At 58.4% G+C, this 16,571-nt stretch carries 16 protein-coding genes; 8 read left to right on the forward strand and 8 right to left on the reverse strand.

Going from position 1 to position 16,571, the window contains the following annotated elements; all coding sequences use genetic code 11:
* The first annotated feature begins 120 nt into the window (after positions 1-120).
* Genes AVCG78_RS10765 through AVCG78_RS10785 form a run of 5 tightly spaced genes read left to right on the forward strand, consistent with a single transcriptional unit; the run spans position 121 to position 3,951 of the window.
* Positions 121-990 (forward strand): aldose 1-epimerase family protein, encoded by an 870-nt coding sequence (locus AVCG78_RS10765; protein WP_071205182.1) that lies wholly within the window; start codon positions 121-123, stop codon positions 988-990.
* Positions 987-1,649 (forward strand): chloramphenicol phosphotransferase CPT family protein, encoded by a 663-nt coding sequence (locus AVCG78_RS10770; RefSeq protein WP_071205183.1) that lies wholly within the window; start codon positions 987-989, stop codon positions 1,647-1,649. Before AVCG78_RS10765 ends, AVCG78_RS10770 begins: the two co-directional genes overlap by 4 nt.
* Before the next feature lie 19 nt (positions 1,650-1,668).
* Positions 1,669-3,363: an adenine deaminase gene (gene ade / locus AVCG78_RS10775; RefSeq protein ID WP_071585360.1), complete on the forward strand. Its 1,695-nt coding sequence runs from the start codon at positions 1,669-1,671 to the stop codon at positions 3,361-3,363.
* Between the two features lie 54 nt (positions 3,364-3,417).
* A complete protein-coding gene (locus tag AVCG78_RS10780) occupies positions 3,418-3,681 on the forward strand; it encodes a type II toxin-antitoxin system Phd/YefM family antitoxin (RefSeq protein WP_015916780.1) in 264 nt (87 codons plus the stop codon).
* A gap of 3 nt (positions 3,682-3,684) precedes the next feature.
* Complete coding sequence (locus AVCG78_RS10785; RefSeq protein ID WP_015916781.1) at positions 3,685-3,951, forward strand: Txe/YoeB family addiction module toxin; 267 nt, start codon at positions 3,685-3,687, stop codon at positions 3,949-3,951.
* A gap of 7 nt (positions 3,952-3,958) precedes the next feature.
* On the opposite strand, the gene bglA is transcribed toward AVCG78_RS10785, so the two are convergent.
* Positions 3,959-5,626, reverse strand: a complete 1,668-nt coding sequence (gene bglA, locus AVCG78_RS10790; RefSeq protein ID WP_071205214.1) for a beta-galactosidase BglA — start codon at positions 5,624-5,626, stop codon at positions 3,959-3,961.
* A 276-nt stretch (positions 5,627-5,902) separates the two neighbouring features.
* On the opposite strand from bglA, the gene AVCG78_RS10795 reads away from it, so the two are divergent.
* A complete protein-coding gene (locus tag AVCG78_RS10795; protein ID WP_071205185.1) occupies positions 5,903-6,970 on the forward strand; it encodes a glycosyltransferase family 4 protein in 1,068 nt (355 codons plus the stop codon).
* Positions 6,971-6,989: 19 nt separating this feature from the next.
* Here the strand turns inward: AVCG78_RS10795 and der are convergent, their stop codons facing one another.
* The 3 genes from der to AVCG78_RS10810 form a co-directional block, all read right to left on the reverse strand.
* Entirely contained in the window at positions 6,990-8,414 is a 1,425-nt protein-coding gene (der, locus tag AVCG78_RS10800; protein WP_015916784.1) for a ribosome biogenesis GTPase Der, read from the reverse strand.
* A gap of 152 nt (positions 8,415-8,566) precedes the next feature.
* Positions 8,567-9,238 (reverse strand): tetratricopeptide repeat protein, encoded by a 672-nt coding sequence (locus AVCG78_RS10805; RefSeq protein ID WP_071205187.1) that lies wholly within the window; start codon positions 9,236-9,238, stop codon positions 8,567-8,569.
* A gap of 264 nt (positions 9,239-9,502) precedes the next feature.
* Positions 9,503-10,081, reverse strand: coding sequence for an NnrU family protein (locus tag AVCG78_RS10810; protein ID WP_071205215.1), 579 nt, complete (start codon positions 10,079-10,081; stop codon positions 9,503-9,505).
* Positions 10,082-10,356: 275 nt separating this feature from the next.
* Between AVCG78_RS10810 and AVCG78_RS10815 the strand changes: the two genes are divergently transcribed.
* On the forward strand, positions 10,357-11,328 hold the full coding sequence (locus AVCG78_RS10815; protein ID WP_071205216.1) for a polysaccharide deacetylase family protein: 972 nt from the start codon (positions 10,357-10,359) through the stop codon (positions 11,326-11,328).
* Between the two features lie 17 nt (positions 11,329-11,345).
* Here the strand turns inward: AVCG78_RS10815 and sbmA are convergent, their stop codons facing one another.
* Entirely contained in the window at positions 11,346-12,623 is a 1,278-nt protein-coding gene (gene sbmA / locus AVCG78_RS10820; protein WP_071205188.1) for a peptide antibiotic transporter SbmA, read from the reverse strand.
* Positions 12,624-12,745: 122 nt separating this feature from the next.
* Positions 12,746-13,957: a YbfB/YjiJ family MFS transporter gene (locus tag AVCG78_RS10825; RefSeq protein WP_071205189.1), complete on the reverse strand. Its 1,212-nt coding sequence runs from the start codon at positions 13,955-13,957 to the stop codon at positions 12,746-12,748.
* A gap of 198 nt (positions 13,958-14,155) precedes the next feature.
* On the opposite strand from AVCG78_RS10825, the gene AVCG78_RS10830 reads away from it, so the two are divergent.
* Positions 14,156-14,386, forward strand: coding sequence for a hypothetical protein (locus AVCG78_RS10830; RefSeq protein ID WP_060719926.1), 231 nt, complete (start codon positions 14,156-14,158; stop codon positions 14,384-14,386).
* 49 nt (positions 14,387-14,435) lie between these two features.
* Here the strand turns inward: AVCG78_RS10830 and map are convergent, their stop codons facing one another.
* Both map and AVCG78_RS10840 read right to left on the reverse strand, forming a co-directional pair.
* A complete protein-coding gene (map, locus tag AVCG78_RS10835) occupies positions 14,436-15,185 on the reverse strand; it encodes a type I methionyl aminopeptidase (protein WP_015916791.1) in 750 nt (249 codons plus the stop codon).
* Between the two features lie 39 nt (positions 15,186-15,224).
* On the reverse strand, positions 15,225-16,283 hold the full coding sequence (locus tag AVCG78_RS10840) for an LLM class flavin-dependent oxidoreductase (protein ID WP_071205191.1): 1,059 nt from the start codon (positions 16,281-16,283) through the stop codon (positions 15,225-15,227).
* Positions 16,284-16,571 lie beyond the last annotated feature (288 nt).

Consider the following 16,571-nt stretch of genomic DNA (forward strand, 5'->3'; position numbering starts at 1 on the left):
TGAAGAGCGGGTAAAGTTTTCTCCGTACCTCTTCATATAAGTTTCTGCATTGCATAAGTTTTCCCGACATCACCACGCATGACTATTCCAGCCCACGCCCAGCCCACGAGAGACACGCCCATGCCCACACTGACCGAGATCGGCAATGACCAGCTTACCGTGCAGATCTCCTCGCTTGGCGCGGAGATGCAGTCCCTTCGCACAAAAGACGGCCAATCGCTGCTCTGGCATGGCGATGCGGCCTATTGGGGCGGGCGTTCGCCCATTCTGTTTCCGATTGTTGGCAAGGCCAAGGACGATACGCTACTAATCGATGGCAAGCCTTACTCCATGGCACAGCATGGCATTGCCCGACGCCGCGAGTTTACGCTGCTGGAGGCCGGAGCCGATGTCTGTCGCCACGAACTGACCGCCAATGATGAAACCAAAGCCGTCTATCCCTTCGATTTTTCGCTGGTGCTGGAATATAAGCTGCACGGTGCGGCGCTGACGGTTGCCGCCACGGTCGCCAATAGCGGCAACACCCCCATGCCCTATGGCCTCGGTTTCCATCCGGCATTCCTTTGGCCTCTGCCGGGGGCGGATGGCAAGCCGCATACGATCACGCTGGACAATGGCGCAGAACCGCCCCTGCTACGGTTGGGCGGCGGCCTGCTGGCCGAGGAAGCCCGCCCCTCGCCTTTCCATGCCGGGCGGCTGGTGCTGGACAAGAGCCAGTTCGAGGAAGATGCGATGATCTTTCCCGAAGGTGCCGGGACCGCCCTCACCTATAGCGCCGAGGATGCGGCCAGCTTGCATTTCCGCTTTGAAAACCTGCCCAATCTGGCGCTCTGGCAAAAACCCGGCGCGCCCTTCATCTGCATCGAGCCCTGGCACGGCATGGCCGCCCTGCATGGCAAGAGCAGCGAACTGGTGGAGCGGCCCTATACCGTCACACTCGCCCCCGGCGAAAGCACCCGTCACGGCTTTACCGTGACCGTCGAGGCGTGAGGCTGGACACAAACGGAGAGGTGGAGCCTGCGGGACAGATCCTGATCCTGAACGGCGCGCCGCGTTCCGGTAAGTCCAGCATTGCAAAGGTGGTGCTGGACAGCTTTCCGGGCCTCTGGGTCAATCTTGGCGTTGATGCACAGATGGCCACGATCAGCGAACAACACAGGCCCGGCATCGGCTTGCGGCCCGGCGGCGAGCACCCGGAAAAAGAAGCGGTCGTGCAGCAGTTATATGCCGCCCTGCATGAAACGATTGCCGCCCATAGCCGGCTCGGGATCAACGTGGTGGTCGATGTGGGCTATCACGAGGCCTATTCGCGGCCTCTGCATATCCTGGATGATTGTGCCAGGCGGCTGGCTGGCCTGCCGGTGCTGTTCATCGGTGTGCATTGCGCGCTCACGACAATCATGGCCCGCCGGGCAGCGTCCCCTTCGAATGGTGCGATAACATATCTACAGGGCTCAACAAACGATCCAGTGCCGGAACCCGTACAACGCTGGCAAATGGCTGTGCATGAGCATGGCCTCTATGATCTGGACGTCGATACCACAGACAAGACGCCTGAAGATTGTGCTAGAGAGATTCTGACGGTGCTGGGTAAGGATCGCCCACAGCCCAGTTTTTTCGAGCGGCGTTTGTCGCTCATCCAGACCTGAGACCGAAGGAGCCACATCCATGAGCCCATTGGAACGCCGTATCGACCAGGGCGTCGGCCGCGAAACCGCTGATATCGTGCTGAAAGGCGGCCGGTTTTTCGATCTCGTCACCGGTGATCTGGTGGAAAGCGATATTGCCATCTGCGGCGATACCATTGTCGGCACCTGCGGAACCTACCAGGGCCGCGAGGAAATCGACATTTCCGGCAAGATCGTCGTGCCGGGTTTTATCGACACGCATCTGCATATTGAAAGCTCGCTGGTCACACCGCATGAATTCGACCGTTGCGTGCTGCCTTACGGCGTCACCACAGTGATCTGCGATCCCCATGAAATCGCCAATGTGCTGGGCACCGAAGGCATCGAGTTCTTCCTGGAATCGGCACTGGAAACCATCATGGATATCCGTGTGCAGCTGTCCTCCTGCGTGCCCGCGACCCATCTGGAAACCTCGGGCGCGGACCTGCCCATCGAGCGGCTTTTGCCATTCCGCGACCACCCGAAGGTGATCGGCCTTGCCGAATTCATGAATTTTCCCGGCGTGATCCATAAAGACCCGATCTGCATGGCCAAGCTGGAAGCCTTTCAGGGCGGCCATATCGATGGTCATGCGCCGCTGCTGCGCGGTAACGATTTGAACGGCTATCTCTCGGCGGGTATTCGCACCGAGCATGAATGCACCACGGCGGAAGAAGCCCTGGAGAAGATCCGCAAAGGCATGCATATTCTGGTGCGCGAAGGCTCGGTTTCCAAGGATTTGCACGCCCTGATGCCAATCATAACCGAGCGGCTCTCCCCATTTCTGGCGCTCTGCACCGATGACCGCAACCCGCTTGACATCGCCGAGCAAGGCCATCTGGACTATATGATCCGCACGGCCATTGCCCATGGTGTCGAGCCGCTGGCCATCTACCGCGCCGCCTCCATCTCAGCGGCCCGCGCCTTTGGCCTGCGGGATCGTGGCCTGGTCGCCCCCGGCTGGCGGGCCGATCTGGTGGTAGTGGACAGCCTGGAAAACTGCAAGGCCGAAACGGTGTTTGCGGCCGGTCGCCGTGTCACCGATGCGCTGTTTGCCACCCGCAAGCCGGTTGCCCCGGTTGGCCTCGACAGCGTCAAGGCCCGGATCGTCAAGTCAGCCGATTTTGCCGTGCCTGTCAGTGACGGCGAAGTGCCTGTCATGGGCGTGTTGCCGGGCAAGATCATCACCGAATATCGCCGCTACCGCCTGCCCGCATCCGGCAACCAGACCAGCGTCGATCTCGACCGCGACATCATCAAGGTCGCCGTCATTGAGCGGCATGGCAAGAATGGCAACCATGCCAATGGCTTCGTGCAGGGCTTCGGCCTGAAAAAGGGCGCCATCGCCTCCACCGTCGGCCATGACAGCCACAATATCTGCGTGGTCGGCGTCTCCGAAGACGATATGGCCATGGCCGCCAACCGCCTCTCCGACATCAAGGGCGGCTTCGTGGTGGTGGAAGACGGCAAGGTGACCGGCGAAATCCCCCTGCCCGTCGCGGGCCTGATGAGCCTTGAGCCGTTCGAGAGCGTGCGCGATACCTTGCATGAGCTGCGCAAGGCCGCTTACGCGCTTGGTACCACCTTGCAGGAGCCGTTTTTGCAGGTCGCCTTCCTGCCGCTGCCGGTCATCCCGCATTTGAAGATTTCCGACAAGGGCATGGTGGATGTCGATAAGTTTATGCTGATTGGGTGAGCAATTGCGCTGAACTCCCACTTGTACTATATTCAGTACAAGTGGGAGATCCTGATGGACACGGTGTTTTTTTCCAAAGCGCGGGCCGAACTGGCCGGACTGCTCGACAAGGTAAACGAGGATGCATCCGCGGTGGAGATCGTGCGCCGGGACAAGCCCTCTGCCGTGCTGATGAGCAAGGAAGAATATGAGAGCATGGTGGAAACTCTGCATCTCCTCTCCTCGCCAGCCAATGCCAGCCGTCTGCTGAAGGCGAAACAGGCGATAGAAGCAGGCCGCTTTTCCCCACGCCACCTCCCTGATCTGGATGACGCCTGATCCATGCTGGTCGCCTTTACAGATGAAGGCTGGGAAGATTACTGCTTCTGGCAGGAAACCGATCCCAAAACGGCGCAGCGGATCAATGCCCTGCTAAAGGACACCAAACGCCATCCCTTTTCCGGCATTGGCAAGCCAGAGCCACTGAAAGGCCAGTTCAAAGGCTTCTGGTCACGCCGCATCAGCCAGGAACACCGACTGGTTTATGCGGTGAAAGGTCAGGATAGCGATCAAGTGCTGATCGTAGCGCAATGCCGCTATCATTATTGAAAAACTGTCACACCCGCGCGCAAAAACCGTCCAGCGCATCGAGCGTAATAACGCTCTTTTCGAACGTGCTGCGGGCATCCGGCAAAGCGATGATCTCCTTCACCGTCATATGCTCTGGCAGGCGAACCTCCTGCGGTCCGCGCCGCATGTTGAAGACGAACAGCAATCTTTCGCTGTTCTCCCCGCGCAGGAAAGCCAGCACATCCTCGTTGATATCTAGGAAGGACAGTGACCCATCGCGCAGGGCCGGATGGGCTTTGCGCAAGGCCAGCATGCTGCGGTAATGGTTGAGCACCGAGCTTTTGTCCTTGTCCTGGGCGTCCACTGACAGAGCCTGCTGGTCCGGCTGTACCGGCAGCCATGGTTTGCCACTGGTAAAACCGGCCTGAGCCTTGGCTTTTTCCCAGACCATCGGCGTGCGGCATCCGTCGCGGCCCTTGAAAGACGGCCAGAAACGGATGCCATAGGGATCGCGCAGGTCTTCAAAGGCGATATTCGCCTCCGGCAGGCCGAGTTCCTCGCCCTGATAAAGGCAGATCGAGCCGCGCAGACTGGCAAGAATGCTGATCGCCAGCTTGGCCACCTGCGGCATCTCTTCCGGCCCTTGGGCAAAGCGCGACACATGGCGCACCACGTCATGGTTGGAAAAGGCCCAGCACACCCAGCCATCCCTAACCATGGATTGGAAGGAGGTGACGCAATCGCGAATATGCGAGGGCGTGAAATGCGGCCCCAGCAGATCGAATGTGTAGCACATATGCAGCTTGTCGCCGCCGCTGGTATAGGCGGCCACGGTTTTCAACGACCGCGCGCCATCGCCAACCTCGCCCACCGTGGTGCGGTCTTGATATTCATCCAGCAGCGCCCGCAGTTTTTGCAGGAAGCCAATATTTTCCGGCTGGGTCTTGTCGTGCAGATGCTCCTGCATGCCGTAGGGATTGACATCCGGCGCATCGAGCCCGGCATCGCCGCTGTCTGGCGCATGTGGCGGGTTGTTGCGCAATTCCTTGTCGTGAAAATAATAGTTCACGGTATCCAGCCGAAAACCATCCACGCCGCGCTCCAGCCAGAAACGGGTGGCGTCCAGCACCGCCTGCTGCACCTGCGGATTGTGGAAATTCAGATCCGGCTGCGAGCCCAGGAAATTATGCATGTAATATTGCTTGCGCACCCCATCCCATTCCCAGGCCGGGCCGCCGAACACCGATAGCCAATTGCTCGGTGCGGTGCCATCCGGCTTGGCATTGGCCCAGACATACCAGTCAGCCTTGGGATTGTTGCGGCTGGAGCGGCTTTCAATGAACCAGGGGTGCTGGTCGGATGTATGGGAAATCACCTGATCGATAATCACTTTCAGGCCGAGATCATGCGCCTTGGTCATCATCGCGTCGAAATCGGCAAGTGTGCCGAACATCGGATCGACATCGCAATAGTCAGAGACGTCATAGCCCATGTCAGCCATGGGCGAGGTGAAGAACGGCGACAGCCAGATGGCATCGACACCCAGCGAGGCGATATAGGGCAAGCGCTGGGTTATGCCCTTGATGTCGCCGATGCCATCGCCTGTCGTGTCCTGAAACGAGCGTGGATAGACCTGATAAATAACCGCGCCGCGCCACCAATCACCCCCTGCTTTCACTGCGGTTTTGCTGGCTCGATCAGTTTTGGTCGGCATCTGGCCCATCCTCTGCTCAAAAAATTCGGCATCTTCAAGACTATAGGGTTCGAAGCAGCTATGACCAGTGGCAATGGTCAAGTTCAGCGATCAATCCACCTTCATTCCTTTGTTACAATGCTGGCCCATAAGCCCAAGGACAGTGGCGGGGGCTTCTGCGTGATTCCCCGGCGAAATGGCACCCGATAGCAGGCTCTCGTTTCGCCGGGGGAGCATTTCAAGCGGGACTATCCCACCTGTCCGTGAAGCACCGCATCGGACCGAGGAGCACGCGCGATGAGATTGACAATCGTGACCGATGCCTGGCATCCGCAGGTGAATGGCGTGGTGCGCTCCATTGAAAACACCAATGCCGAACTGACCAGGATGGGCGTTACCGTCACCATGGTGACGCCTGCGGACTATCGCAGCCTGCCCATGCCGACCTACCCGGAAATCCGCCTGTCGCTGGCCAGCCCGTGGCGCATTGCCGCAGCGATCAAGCAAAGCCGCCCGGACCTGATCCATATCGCCACCGAAGGGCCGCTGGGTCTGTTGGCGCGGCGCTGGTGCCTGAGCCAGGGCCTCGCCTTTTCCACCAGCTATCACACCCGGTTTCCCGAATATGTCGCGGCGCGGCTGCCATTGCCGCTTTCGCTGCTCTATGCCTATGTGCGCTGGTTTCACCGCGCCGGTGGTGCCTGCATGGTAGCGACCGAAAGCCTGAAACGAGAGCTGGAAGGCCGCAAGATCGGCAATCTGCGGCTCTGGAGCCGGGGGATCGATACCGAACTGTTCCACCCGCAGCCGCTTGAGGCAAATCCCTTCGACCTGCCCCGCCCGATCTTCATGACAGTTGGCCGTGTCGCGGTGGAGAAAAACCTGCCGGCCTTTCTCGATCTCGACCTGCCCGGCTCGAAAGTGGTGGTGGGCGATGGCCCTGCCCGCGCCGAATTGGCGGAACGCTATCCTGATGTGCTGTTTACCGGCGTCAAATTCGGTGCCGAGCTGGCGAGTGCCTACGCGCAGGCCGATGTTTTCGTTTTCCCCTCGAAAACCGACACGTTTGGCAATACGATCTTGGAAGCACTGGCCTGCGGCGTACCCGTGGCGGGCTTTCCCGTCACCGGACCGATCGACATCATCTCTGATCCAAAGGCTGGTGCTCTCAACGACGACCTGAAAGCCGCCTGCCTTGAAGCACTGAACTGCTCTCGCAGCCATGCCAGAGCCTTGGCCGAAACCTATTCCTGGGCCTCCGCCACCCGTCAGTTCCTCGACAATGTCATCGAGGCCAAAACGCAGGGGCGGTGGCGGATGTTGATGCGGCGGAAAAAGCCGATCAACCAAGCCTTGGAAAGTTGATCCGTCCGGGAAAGTTGAATCAGCGCCTTTTGCGCTTATTCTCAAACGGGTTTTCCGACGCCTTCAGGTGGATACGGATCGGCACGCCCGGCATGTTGAAATCGGCGCGCAAGCCGTTGGTCAGGTAGCGGATATAGCTTTCCGGCACGGAATCGGGCCTGGTACAGGAAATCATGAAGGCGGGCGGGCGGGCCTTGACCTGGGTCATGTATTTCAGCTTCAATCGGCGACCCGAAACCGCCGGTGGCGGATGCTGGGTCTGGACACTGTCCAGCCAACGATTGAGCTTGGCGGTCGAGATCCGCTTGTTCCACACCATGTCGGTGTCGATGATCGACTGCATGAGCTTTTCAAGGCCATAGCCGGTCTGGCCAGCCATCGGAACGGCACGGATACCGCGCGCCTGCGGCAGCAGCCGCTCAGTCTTTTCCCGCAGCTCGGCCAGCACCGCCTGCGGATCTTCCACCAGATCCCATTTATTGAAGGCCAGCACCGCGGCGCGCCCTTCGCGCAGCACCAGATCGACGATCTGGATATCCTGCTTTTCAAAGGGAATGGTGGCATCGAAGACGATGACAACGGTTTCGGCAAAGCGGATGGCGCGCAATGTATCGGCCACCGACAGCTTTTCCAGCTTCTCGATCACCCGCGCCTTGCGGCGCATGCCCGCCGTATCAAACATCTTGATGGTGCGGCCACGCCAGTCCCATTCGACCGAAATCGAATCGCGGGTAATCCCGGCTTCCGGGCCGGTCAGCAGCCGGTCCTCACCCAGGAAGCGATTGATCAGCGTTGATTTTCCGGCATTCGGACGCCCGACAATGGCAACGCGCAAAGGCTTGGTGTCGTCATAGGCCAGATCTTCTTCGTCATCCTCACCCTCGACGGTGGGCCTGAGGACGATATCGGTCTCGGCCACGTCGTCATCGTCTTCGGGAAAGGCGCGATCCACGCCGATAGCCTCGACAATGGCGTCGCGCAGGTCGATCATCCCCTGACCGTGTTCGGCGGAAATCGGCACCGGTTCGCCAAGCCCAAGCGTGAAGGCGTCGTAAAAACCGCCATCCGAACCACGGGCTTCGGACTTGTTGGCCACCAGCACCACCGGCTTGCCGCGCTTGCGCAGCATATCGGCCAGCGCCTTGTCCACATGGGTCAGGCCCATTTTCGCATCGACCACGAACAGCGACAGATCGGCCTCGTCGATGGCGATTTCGGTCTGGGCGCGCATCCGGCCTTCCAGCGTGTCGGCGCCAGCCTCTTCCAGACCGGCGGTATCGACGATGTGGAAGCGCAGGTCCACCAACTTGGCCTCACCGGGCCGCCGGTCGCGGGTCACGCCCGGCGTGTCATCGACAAGCGCCAGCTTTTTGCCAACCAGACGGTTGAACAAGGTGGATTTGCCGACATTGGGACGTCCGACGATGGCGACGGTAAAGCTCATGATAATCTGGTATCCGGTTATATCCAGCCCGTCTTCAAGCGGACTTTAAAACAGTAGCGCATCGGAGCGAAACCTGTGAAGCGGTTTTCGATCCGATGCGTGATGGCATGTCGGGCGACGGCGAAAAATCCCGCCAAAAACCCTTGAAAGTATCAGGACGCCTTTCCGGCGGCAGCGATATTGTCCAGCATGATCTGGGCGCGATTGGCCACATTGCGCGGTGCCTCGCTGTCCTCGGTGATCTGCTGGAACCATTCGCGGGCGCGTTCCATCTGGCCAGCCTTATAGGCGGCAAGACCGAGTGCCTCACGGGCGGAATGGCGCAGGCCCTGGCCGGGAACCGCCAGCGCTTCGACCTCAGTGGACACCTGTTCATAGGTGCCGTTGTCAATCAGCAGCCAGGCGGCGCGGATATGGGCGACATCGCGGATCACCTGCGGAACACTGTTATCCTTGCCGATGGCAGTGAAGGCGTCGATGGCCGCTTTGGCATCGCCCTTCTCCGCCATGAGGGAGGCTGCCCGAAGCTTGGCCAGCACCGGATAAGCGCCGAACCCGTCTTTTTCCAGGGCTTGCAGATCACTCAGCGCCTGATCATTCTTGCCATCTGTCGCCAGCTTGGTCGCTGCCAGAAAGCGGTCGCCGGACTTGGAGGCACGGTCGTCCGTGTAATAATCATAAAGCCGGTATCCGGCGGTGCCAACCACGATCAACACGGCAATGCCAATGAACACTGGCCCCAGACGCCGCCAGAAACGGCGCATCTGTTCGGAGCGAAGCTCGTCATTGACTTCGCGGATAAAGCTGTCGTTCTGATTTGCCATTACATTGTCCGGATATCTGGGCCTGTATCATCGTTTACGCTTGCCATCGTCCGTTCCAGAATTGGCGATGGCGTGGCGAAAATGGTGATTTCGAGAACCGGAGCGGAACGTACTTGACGTACGTGAGCACCGGAAGCGCAGAAATTGCCTTTTGCAGCCCGCCAGTGACTATTCTGGGATGGACGATGTGGCCTTCTACCCGATTTTTGCGCCGATGTAAGGGGGAGAAGGGCAAAACACCCGTCTCCCCATCAAAAAGCGCGATTACATCGGCAATGGCGACACGCCGATCAGCACTTCATGCAGCTTGAGGAGGATAGCGACGTAAGCGACCAGACCGATGACCACGGCATAGATATCGTATTTGGCCGACACAAAAGGTGCGCGCACCAGCAGGCCTGCCCGCTCCCGGCGCTTCAGCGAAATCCGCAGGATGACGCCCCAGGCCAGCAACCAGCCAAACAGCAGGATCGAGCGCAGATCGCCATTCGACAGTAGATGCGCCAGCGCCCAGATTTTCACCGAGAGAACCATGGGATGCTTGGTTTTTGCAGCGATATGGCCAGCCGGGAGCAGGCTGGCCACCAGACAGATCATCGCGATGACCATCAGGGTCAAGGTCAGATGAGTCATGCCAGCGGGTGGAAACCAGACATTGACGATTGGCGCGATACTGTAGCCATAGGCAATAATGGCTATGCCCAGCAGCGATAGGACCGAAAACAGCGACTTCCAGCCGTTCAGGCTGAGGCGGGCCACCATGGAATCGCGAAAGCCCGGCGCAATCGTCCGGGTGAGATGCACCAATGTGAAAAACAACAGACCGAGAATAAGAATAAGCATAAAAAATCCCCGCGAATGAGAGAGCATAGAGATAGCCGCTCGGCTTCGTCTTTACCAGCCTGCATAATCTGGGGGGATAGCGATAAACTCCCGAAAATGCAGGAGACGTGCGACCGGATGGAAGAAAACCGAACCCGATGAGCCACACGGTCGATCAAAGCTTCGCCGCATTTGCCCGCCAGGAAGCGGCAAATATTCACAACAAGGTTGTTCGCTTGGCACCGTTTCGCCCGCTTTTCTCCTCATCGCTTCGAACCCTGCTGGCCGCGCTCTGCATGCCGGGCATCGCCATTGCCCAGAACGCGGCTGACGCGCCGCAAAAGCCCAAGCAATTGCTGCTGATTTCCTTCGATGGTGCCGCCGATAACCGGCTTTGGGAGCGCAGCGGCGAGATCGCCAGCCGGGCCAATGCCCATTTCACCTATTTTCTGTCCTGCACCACGCTGATTGCCAGAGGCCCCGCCTCGAAAGCCTATCAGGCACCCGGCCAAAAGCCCGGCAAGTCCAATGTCGGCTTTGCCCCTGACGAGGCCGATGCTGCGGCAAGGCTAGAGCACATCTGGGCCGCCCATCTGGCCGGTCACGACATTTCCAGCCATGCCTGCGGCCATTTCGATGGCAAGGACTGGAGCAAAGCGGACTGGCTAACCGAATTTTCGACCTTCAAAACCGTCTTGGCCGGGGCCTGGAAGCAGAATGGCGTGGCTGACAAGGAACCCGAGGGCTGGCAGGACTTCGTCAAGACCGGCATCAAGGGCTTTCGCGCCCCCTATCTCTCGACCAGCAAAGGCATGGCCGAGGCTGAAAAACAGGCTGGTTTTCTCTATGACGCCAGCCTCGTCACCAAAGGTCCGCAAGAGCCCGAACAGGACGGCAATCTCACCCGCTTCGGCCTGCCGCTGATTGCGGAAGGACCGGGCAACCGCCCGATCATCGGCATGGATTACAATATGTTTGTGCGCCATTCGGCGGGCTTCGACAACCCGTCGAAAAGCGCCGAATTTGAGGAACGCACCTATCAAGCCTTCAAAACCGCCTTTGAGGCGCAATATAGTGGCGACCGCAAACCTGTACAGTTCGGCTTCCACTTCGTGTTGATGAACGGCGGTGCCTATTGGCGGGCGATGGAGCGGCTGGTGACGGATGTCTGCCACCGCGAGGATGTCGCTTGCGTCAGCTATTCGCAAGCTGTGGCGATATTGGAAAAGCAGAACGGCCGGAAAAATCCGGCCGGGTCTTCGTTTTAGGTGAAAGTCACCCCTGATCAGTACGGTTTGTCGGCCGCAATCTCGCCGTCGGTTTCTTCCCGCGCCAGATAGCGCTGGTCGATGTCAGGCAACGGCTGATCGTCGATGGCCGCCTCAAAGGCTTTCAGGCGCTTGTGGATGGACAGCAACTCAATGATCGTGGTCCAGGAGGTCACAAGATATTGGAAAGAGTTGCTGACCTGGCCAAAGGCTGTGGCGATCTGCTGGTAGATACCATAGGTAATTTTACCGGCAACAATCGTTGGTACTAACATGGTCAGCAAGAAAACCGCATCGGCCTGAATATAAAAATAACGCGCGACGTTAAAATAGAGGTAGTGAAAATACATCCGGAAATAGTTTTTCCGAACGTTGCCAAACAACTCTTTTACCGTAAGTGGTTGGGCCCGGTCAGCATGATCTTCCCCATAAACGAGTTCTTTGCGATAGGCCGCTTCAACACGCTGATTGCGGAAATTCAGACCCGGCAATTTGATGCCGACAACAGCCAAGAGAACAGTACCGAAGGCCGACCAGAACAAAGCGAGCCAGAACAGTGCATGAGGAACTTCGCCAATTATCGGCAACTCACTGACATAGGATGATAGAGAAAACAGGATTGGTAGAAATACCACCAATGTCATCACGGAGTTGATGAGTGTTATTCCAAGTCCTTCAAGTGTACTGGAGAAGCGCATCGTGTCTTCCTGAACACGCTGCGAAGCACCCTCGATATGGCGCAGCTTTTCCCACTTCGACATGTAGAAATTGTTCATCGCCGTGCGCCAGCGGAAAATATAATGGCTGGTGAAGAAGTCCGTCAGGATAGAGACAAACATGCTGAGAAAGGCGATCTTCACGAAAACAATCTGAAGATCGTAAAAATTCCAGACGGTGATGCCAGGCTTCTGCGCAAGCGCATTCTGAAGCAGATCACCGAACGGACGCCTGAAGTTGTTGATAACCACCGAAATCTGCACACCGAAATAGGTCACGCAGATAATCAGGATCGATCCCCATATCGACCAGATCTTCCAAGGATGGTCATTTTCCTTGATATGCCAGAAACCGCCGAAGATCGCCAGACACAGTGCGAAATAGCCGTAGAACCAGAGATTGCTCGGCATCAGGAAATAGGTGAGATCGAACGGCTCCTGACCGTCAGCAGGTCCCGCAAACCCAAGACGATCACCCAAACCTGCCGCATAAAGATACCAGCCGAAGATACAGACAAGCGTCCATACGATCGCGCTGCTAAATAACAATTTCGGCTTGGGGAAGAATGAGTGAAACACGGGGTCTCGCTTTCCTGAAGATATGGTCGTGGCCGTCTTTAGCGCGGCAAACTATGCCAGAAGCCGCAGTGCAGCAATGGTGGGAATACCACCTTAACGATTTGTAATCGCTGCAAAGGTCATCAGACCGTCTTTCTCCACAGGCTTGCGGCCAGAATGAGGCTAACAAGCAATACAGCGCCCGCAACAAGGCTTGGCAGCGCGAAGCTGCCGCTGATGGCAGCAAGCCAACCGGCGACCAGCGGCCCGATTGTCTGCCCGACGCCGAAAGCCGCCGTCATGATCGACAGCGCCTTGCGGGGACTGGCTGGTGCAAGGGCTCTGGCCAGCCGCAGGCCATAGGCGGTGATCGTCATGAAAGTAGAGCCGAGAAGAGCCGCTCCCACCAGCGGGGCAGCCATGCCTGGCAATCCAACCGAGGCAAAAACTCCAATGGCCGCCAAAAGCAGGGCAAGGCTGTAGGCACCCGCCAGTCCAAGCCTGTCCAGCACCGGACGCCAGACAAACAGCGAGGCCGCCGCCATGATACCCGCCAGAAACCACGCCAGAAATTCCGCCACCGGCCCCGCATTGGCCATGCGGGCCATGGTGACGATGAACGTGGCCGTCACCACATAGCCGAAGCCGAACAGGCCGTAGGAGGTAAACAACAAAAGAAATGGCCTGCCCCAGGAAAGCGGCGGCTCCTGTTCGGCCCTCACCTCAGTTTTGCGCACCCGTGGCAAAAGCAGGCTGACGACAAAGAAGACAACAAAGGTCAGTCCCGCCCCGGCCAGCCAGTCCAGCCGCCACCCTGCGGAGGCGGAGGTGCCAAACAGGTGCGGCCCAAACAGGTGCGGCAATGCATAGACCATCAGGGACGACGCGGCGATCCCCAGGCCCACCCCGCCAAAATGCGTGGATTGCCCATATTCGCCACCCTGGACGCTGGCATGGGTGCTGATATGGGCAAGCACAATCGAACTCGTGAAGATCATCGCGAAGGCACTTGCCACGCCTGACAGAAAGCGAATGACCATGAACAAGCCCACATGCTGCGTCAGCGCCATGGCGGCCAAAAGCAGGCTGGTTGCCAGAAGCGAAGACAACGCAATCAACCTTTCACGCCCCGCCGCCCAACCCTGACCGGCCAGCACGGCTCCTAAGAGATAGCCGAGGAAATTCGCCGCCGCGATCAGGCCCGCATCGGCGGGCAGAAGATGAAGATCGGTCATCATCCCCGGCAGAATGGGGGTGAAGGAAAACCGGCCAAAGCCCATGGCCGCAGCCAGCGCCAACGCACCGGCAAGGGCGGTGAAGGGAAGCTTGGCATGTAGGGAGGGCGTGATCGTCATGGGCTGCTTATCGCACCGCCGCTTTGGCACAACAAACCAAAAATACTGATTGAGCCATCAAAGGAAATAGGGACTCCCGGGTTCCCCACCATCCTAAAAAACGCCCGGTCGTGCTTCAAGCCGACAGTTTCTTATCGCTAAAGCTTGCTGAAATCGCAAAAATCGCTAGTGGAGGGAGAAAATTCCAAGGAGTGCATTATGAGCGACCTCAGCCTGCAACAGGCCATCGACAATATCTACACCTCGATCAACAACGATAACGAGGAGATCGATGTGCATATCGCCGCTCTCAAGGCCGCCATGGCACGCGAGGGTGCGAAGGAAGCGGTGTTTGAGGCGGCAAAGCTTGCGCAGCCGAATCGTCAGGGCCGCAAGATCATGCAGGCCTATTTCAAGAAAAAGGGCGTTGCTGTCAGCTTTGCCAGCTAAGGCCATTCCATTTAAAGAGACCAAAAGTCATAGAAAATGACTTTTGGTATCACTCCACCATCGTCAAAATCAGCGGCCCATTGCGAGTTGCCACCACCGTATGCTCGAATTGCACGGTCGGCGCTTTCGGGTCGCTGTAGAGCGTCCAGGGATCATCGCCATCCTCGGCCCATTGACCGCCCAGCGACAGAAAAGGCTCGATGGTGAAGACCTGGCCTTCTTCCATGATCCTGGTTTCATCCGGGTCGGCCCAGGTGGACAGCTCGCGCGGCTCCTCATGCAGCTCGCGGCCAATGCCGTGGCTGGCAAGGTTGGCAATCAGCGTATAGCGGTTCTTGGCGGCAAAAGCGCCGATGGCCTGGCCGATACTGGCAAAAGGCGCGCCTGTCTTGACCTGGGTGACGCCTAAAAACAGCGCCCGCTTGCCATCACGCAGCAATTTTTCGATCTTCGGCTTGCCCGGCGGCACGATGAAGGATGAGCCGGTATCACCGAAAAACCCGTTCTTGACGCCGGAAACGTCAATATTGACCAGATCGCCCCTGGCAATCACCCGATCACCCGGAATGCCATGCGCCACTTCCTCGTTGACACTGATGCATGTGGCACCGGGAAACTGATAGCAGAATTCCGGGGCTGACTGCGCGCCATTGTCTTCCAGTATCTTGCGTCCGATCAGGTCCAACTCGCGGGTGGTAATCCCCGGCTCCAGCGCCGCACCCATGGTTTTCACCGCCAGCGCGCAGAGATGGCCGATCTCCTTCAAGTGCTGGAGTTCCTCGTCGCTGGAGATGATCATTCTGGGACTTTCATGAGCGTTTGCAGATTTTTCCGCTGCTTACGCCCCCGCCCCGACCGGCGTCAAGTCATGGCCAAGCTCTTGCCGCACCAATGGCGCAACCTTTGTGCCGTAAAGCTCAATGCCGCGCATGATATCCTTATGCGGCATCGGGCCGATGGCCATTTGCAGCAGGAAGCGGTCGTTTTTGAACAAAGCGTGATGGGCGACGATCTTTTCGGCCACCGCCTCCGGGTCGCCGACAAACAGCGCCCCATGCGGGCCGCGCATCGCGTCATATTGCCCGCGATTGGTTGGCCCCCAGCCGCGCTCCCGGCCAATCCGGTCCATCACCTGGGCCTGCGGTGCGTAGAAGATATCGGCCGCCGATTGGGTCGTGTCGTGGATGAAGCCATGCACATTGATCGAGGTTTTCAAGGCGGACGGATCGACCCCGGCCTTCGCCCCGCTCTGCCGGTAGAGATCGACCAGCGGCGCAAAGCGGCGCGGTTCACCGCCAATGATGGCAATGGCCAGCGGCAGGCCGAGATAGCCCGCCCGCGCCACCGATTGCGGCGTACCACCGACCGCGATCCACAGCGGCAGCGGGTCCTGCAAGGGGCGCGGATAGACGCCGCGACCTTGGATCGGCTTGCGGGTCTCGCCGTCCCAGGTGACGATCTCGTTGTCGCGGATCTCCATCAGCAATTGCAGCTTTTCGGCAAACAAAAGATCATAATCATCAAGATCATAGCCGAACAATGGAAAGCTTTCGATGAAGGAGCCGCGCCCGGCCATCATCTCCACACGGCCATTGGACAGCAGATCGACGGTGGCAAATTGCTGGAATACCCGCACTGGATCATCGGAGCTGAGAACCGACACCGCACTGGTCAGGCGAATATTTTTGGTCTGCACAGCCGCCGCCGCCAGAATGGTCGCAGGCGAAGAGGCCATATAATCGGGCCGGTGGTGTTCGCCAAGGCCGAACACATCAAGCCCCACTTCGTCCGCCAGCCGGATTTCCTCCAGCAGATCATCCACCCGCCGCTTTGCCTCCAGCCCTTTGTTGGGTGCCGCAGGGTCCACATCCGCGAAGGTGTAAAGGCCAAGTTCCATGGGTCGCATCCTCAGTTGTTCACTACAGCGCCGTGCGCCATACATGGCGCACAAAGGTTCGCTCTAGCTCCTTATATCTGCTGCATAATTTTCTCTTCAAACCGATTCCGGTTTAAAGAATTATGCAGTAGGCAGGTAAGTGCAAATGAGCCGCTTAGCAAACCCTGGGATGAGAACGCAGCGTTCAATGAATGGGAGTCTGAAGCAAGATCAAGCCTCGGAGCAGGTCAAAGCTTCAATAAATACCTATAAATATCAATGGATTTCCATAGGTTTTTGATTCATTGC

Source organism: Gillisella vitis (genome assembly GCF_021559775.1).
GTDB classification, from domain to species: Bacteria; Pseudomonadota; Alphaproteobacteria; order Rhizobiales; family Rhizobiaceae; genus Allorhizobium; species Allorhizobium ampelinum.

Coding starts and splice junctions, on each gene's coding strand:
- AVCG78_RS10765 (WP_071205182.1), top strand. CDS start 121: ATGCCCACACTGACCGAGATCGGCAATGACCAGCTTACCGTGCAGATC.
- ade (WP_071585360.1), top strand. CDS start 1,669: ATGAGCCCATTGGAACGCCGTATCGACCAGGGCGTCGGCCGCGAAACC.
- AVCG78_RS10780 (WP_015916780.1), top strand. CDS start 3,418: ATGGACACGGTGTTTTTTTCCAAAGCGCGGGCCGAACTGGCCGGACTG.
- AVCG78_RS10785 (WP_015916781.1), top strand. CDS start 3,685: ATGCTGGTCGCCTTTACAGATGAAGGCTGGGAAGATTACTGCTTCTGG.
- bglA (WP_071205214.1), bottom strand. CDS start 5,626: ATGCCGACCAAAACTGATCGAGCCAGCAAAACCGCAGTGAAAGCAGGG.
- AVCG78_RS10795 (WP_071205185.1), top strand. CDS start 5,903: ATGAGATTGACAATCGTGACCGATGCCTGGCATCCGCAGGTGAATGGC.
- der (WP_015916784.1), bottom strand. CDS start 8,414: ATGAGCTTTACCGTCGCCATCGTCGGACGTCCCAATGTCGGCAAATCC.
- AVCG78_RS10805 (WP_071205187.1), bottom strand. CDS start 9,238: ATGGCAAATCAGAACGACAGCTTTATCCGCGAAGTCAATGACGAGCTT.
- AVCG78_RS10810 (WP_071205215.1), bottom strand. CDS start 10,081: ATGCTTATTCTTATTCTCGGTCTGTTGTTTTTCACATTGGTGCATCTC.
- AVCG78_RS10815 (WP_071205216.1), top strand. CDS start 10,357: ATGCCGGGCATCGCCATTGCCCAGAACGCGGCTGACGCGCCGCAAAAG.
- AVCG78_RS10825 (WP_071205189.1), bottom strand. CDS start 13,957: ATGACGATCACGCCCTCCCTACATGCCAAGCTTCCCTTCACCGCCCTT.
- AVCG78_RS10830 (WP_060719926.1), top strand. CDS start 14,156: ATGAGCGACCTCAGCCTGCAACAGGCCATCGACAATATCTACACCTCG.
- map (WP_015916791.1), bottom strand. CDS start 15,185: ATGATCATCTCCAGCGACGAGGAACTCCAGCACTTGAAGGAGATCGGC.
- AVCG78_RS10840 (WP_071205191.1), bottom strand. CDS start 16,283: ATGGAACTTGGCCTTTACACCTTCGCGGATGTGGACCCTGCGGCACCC.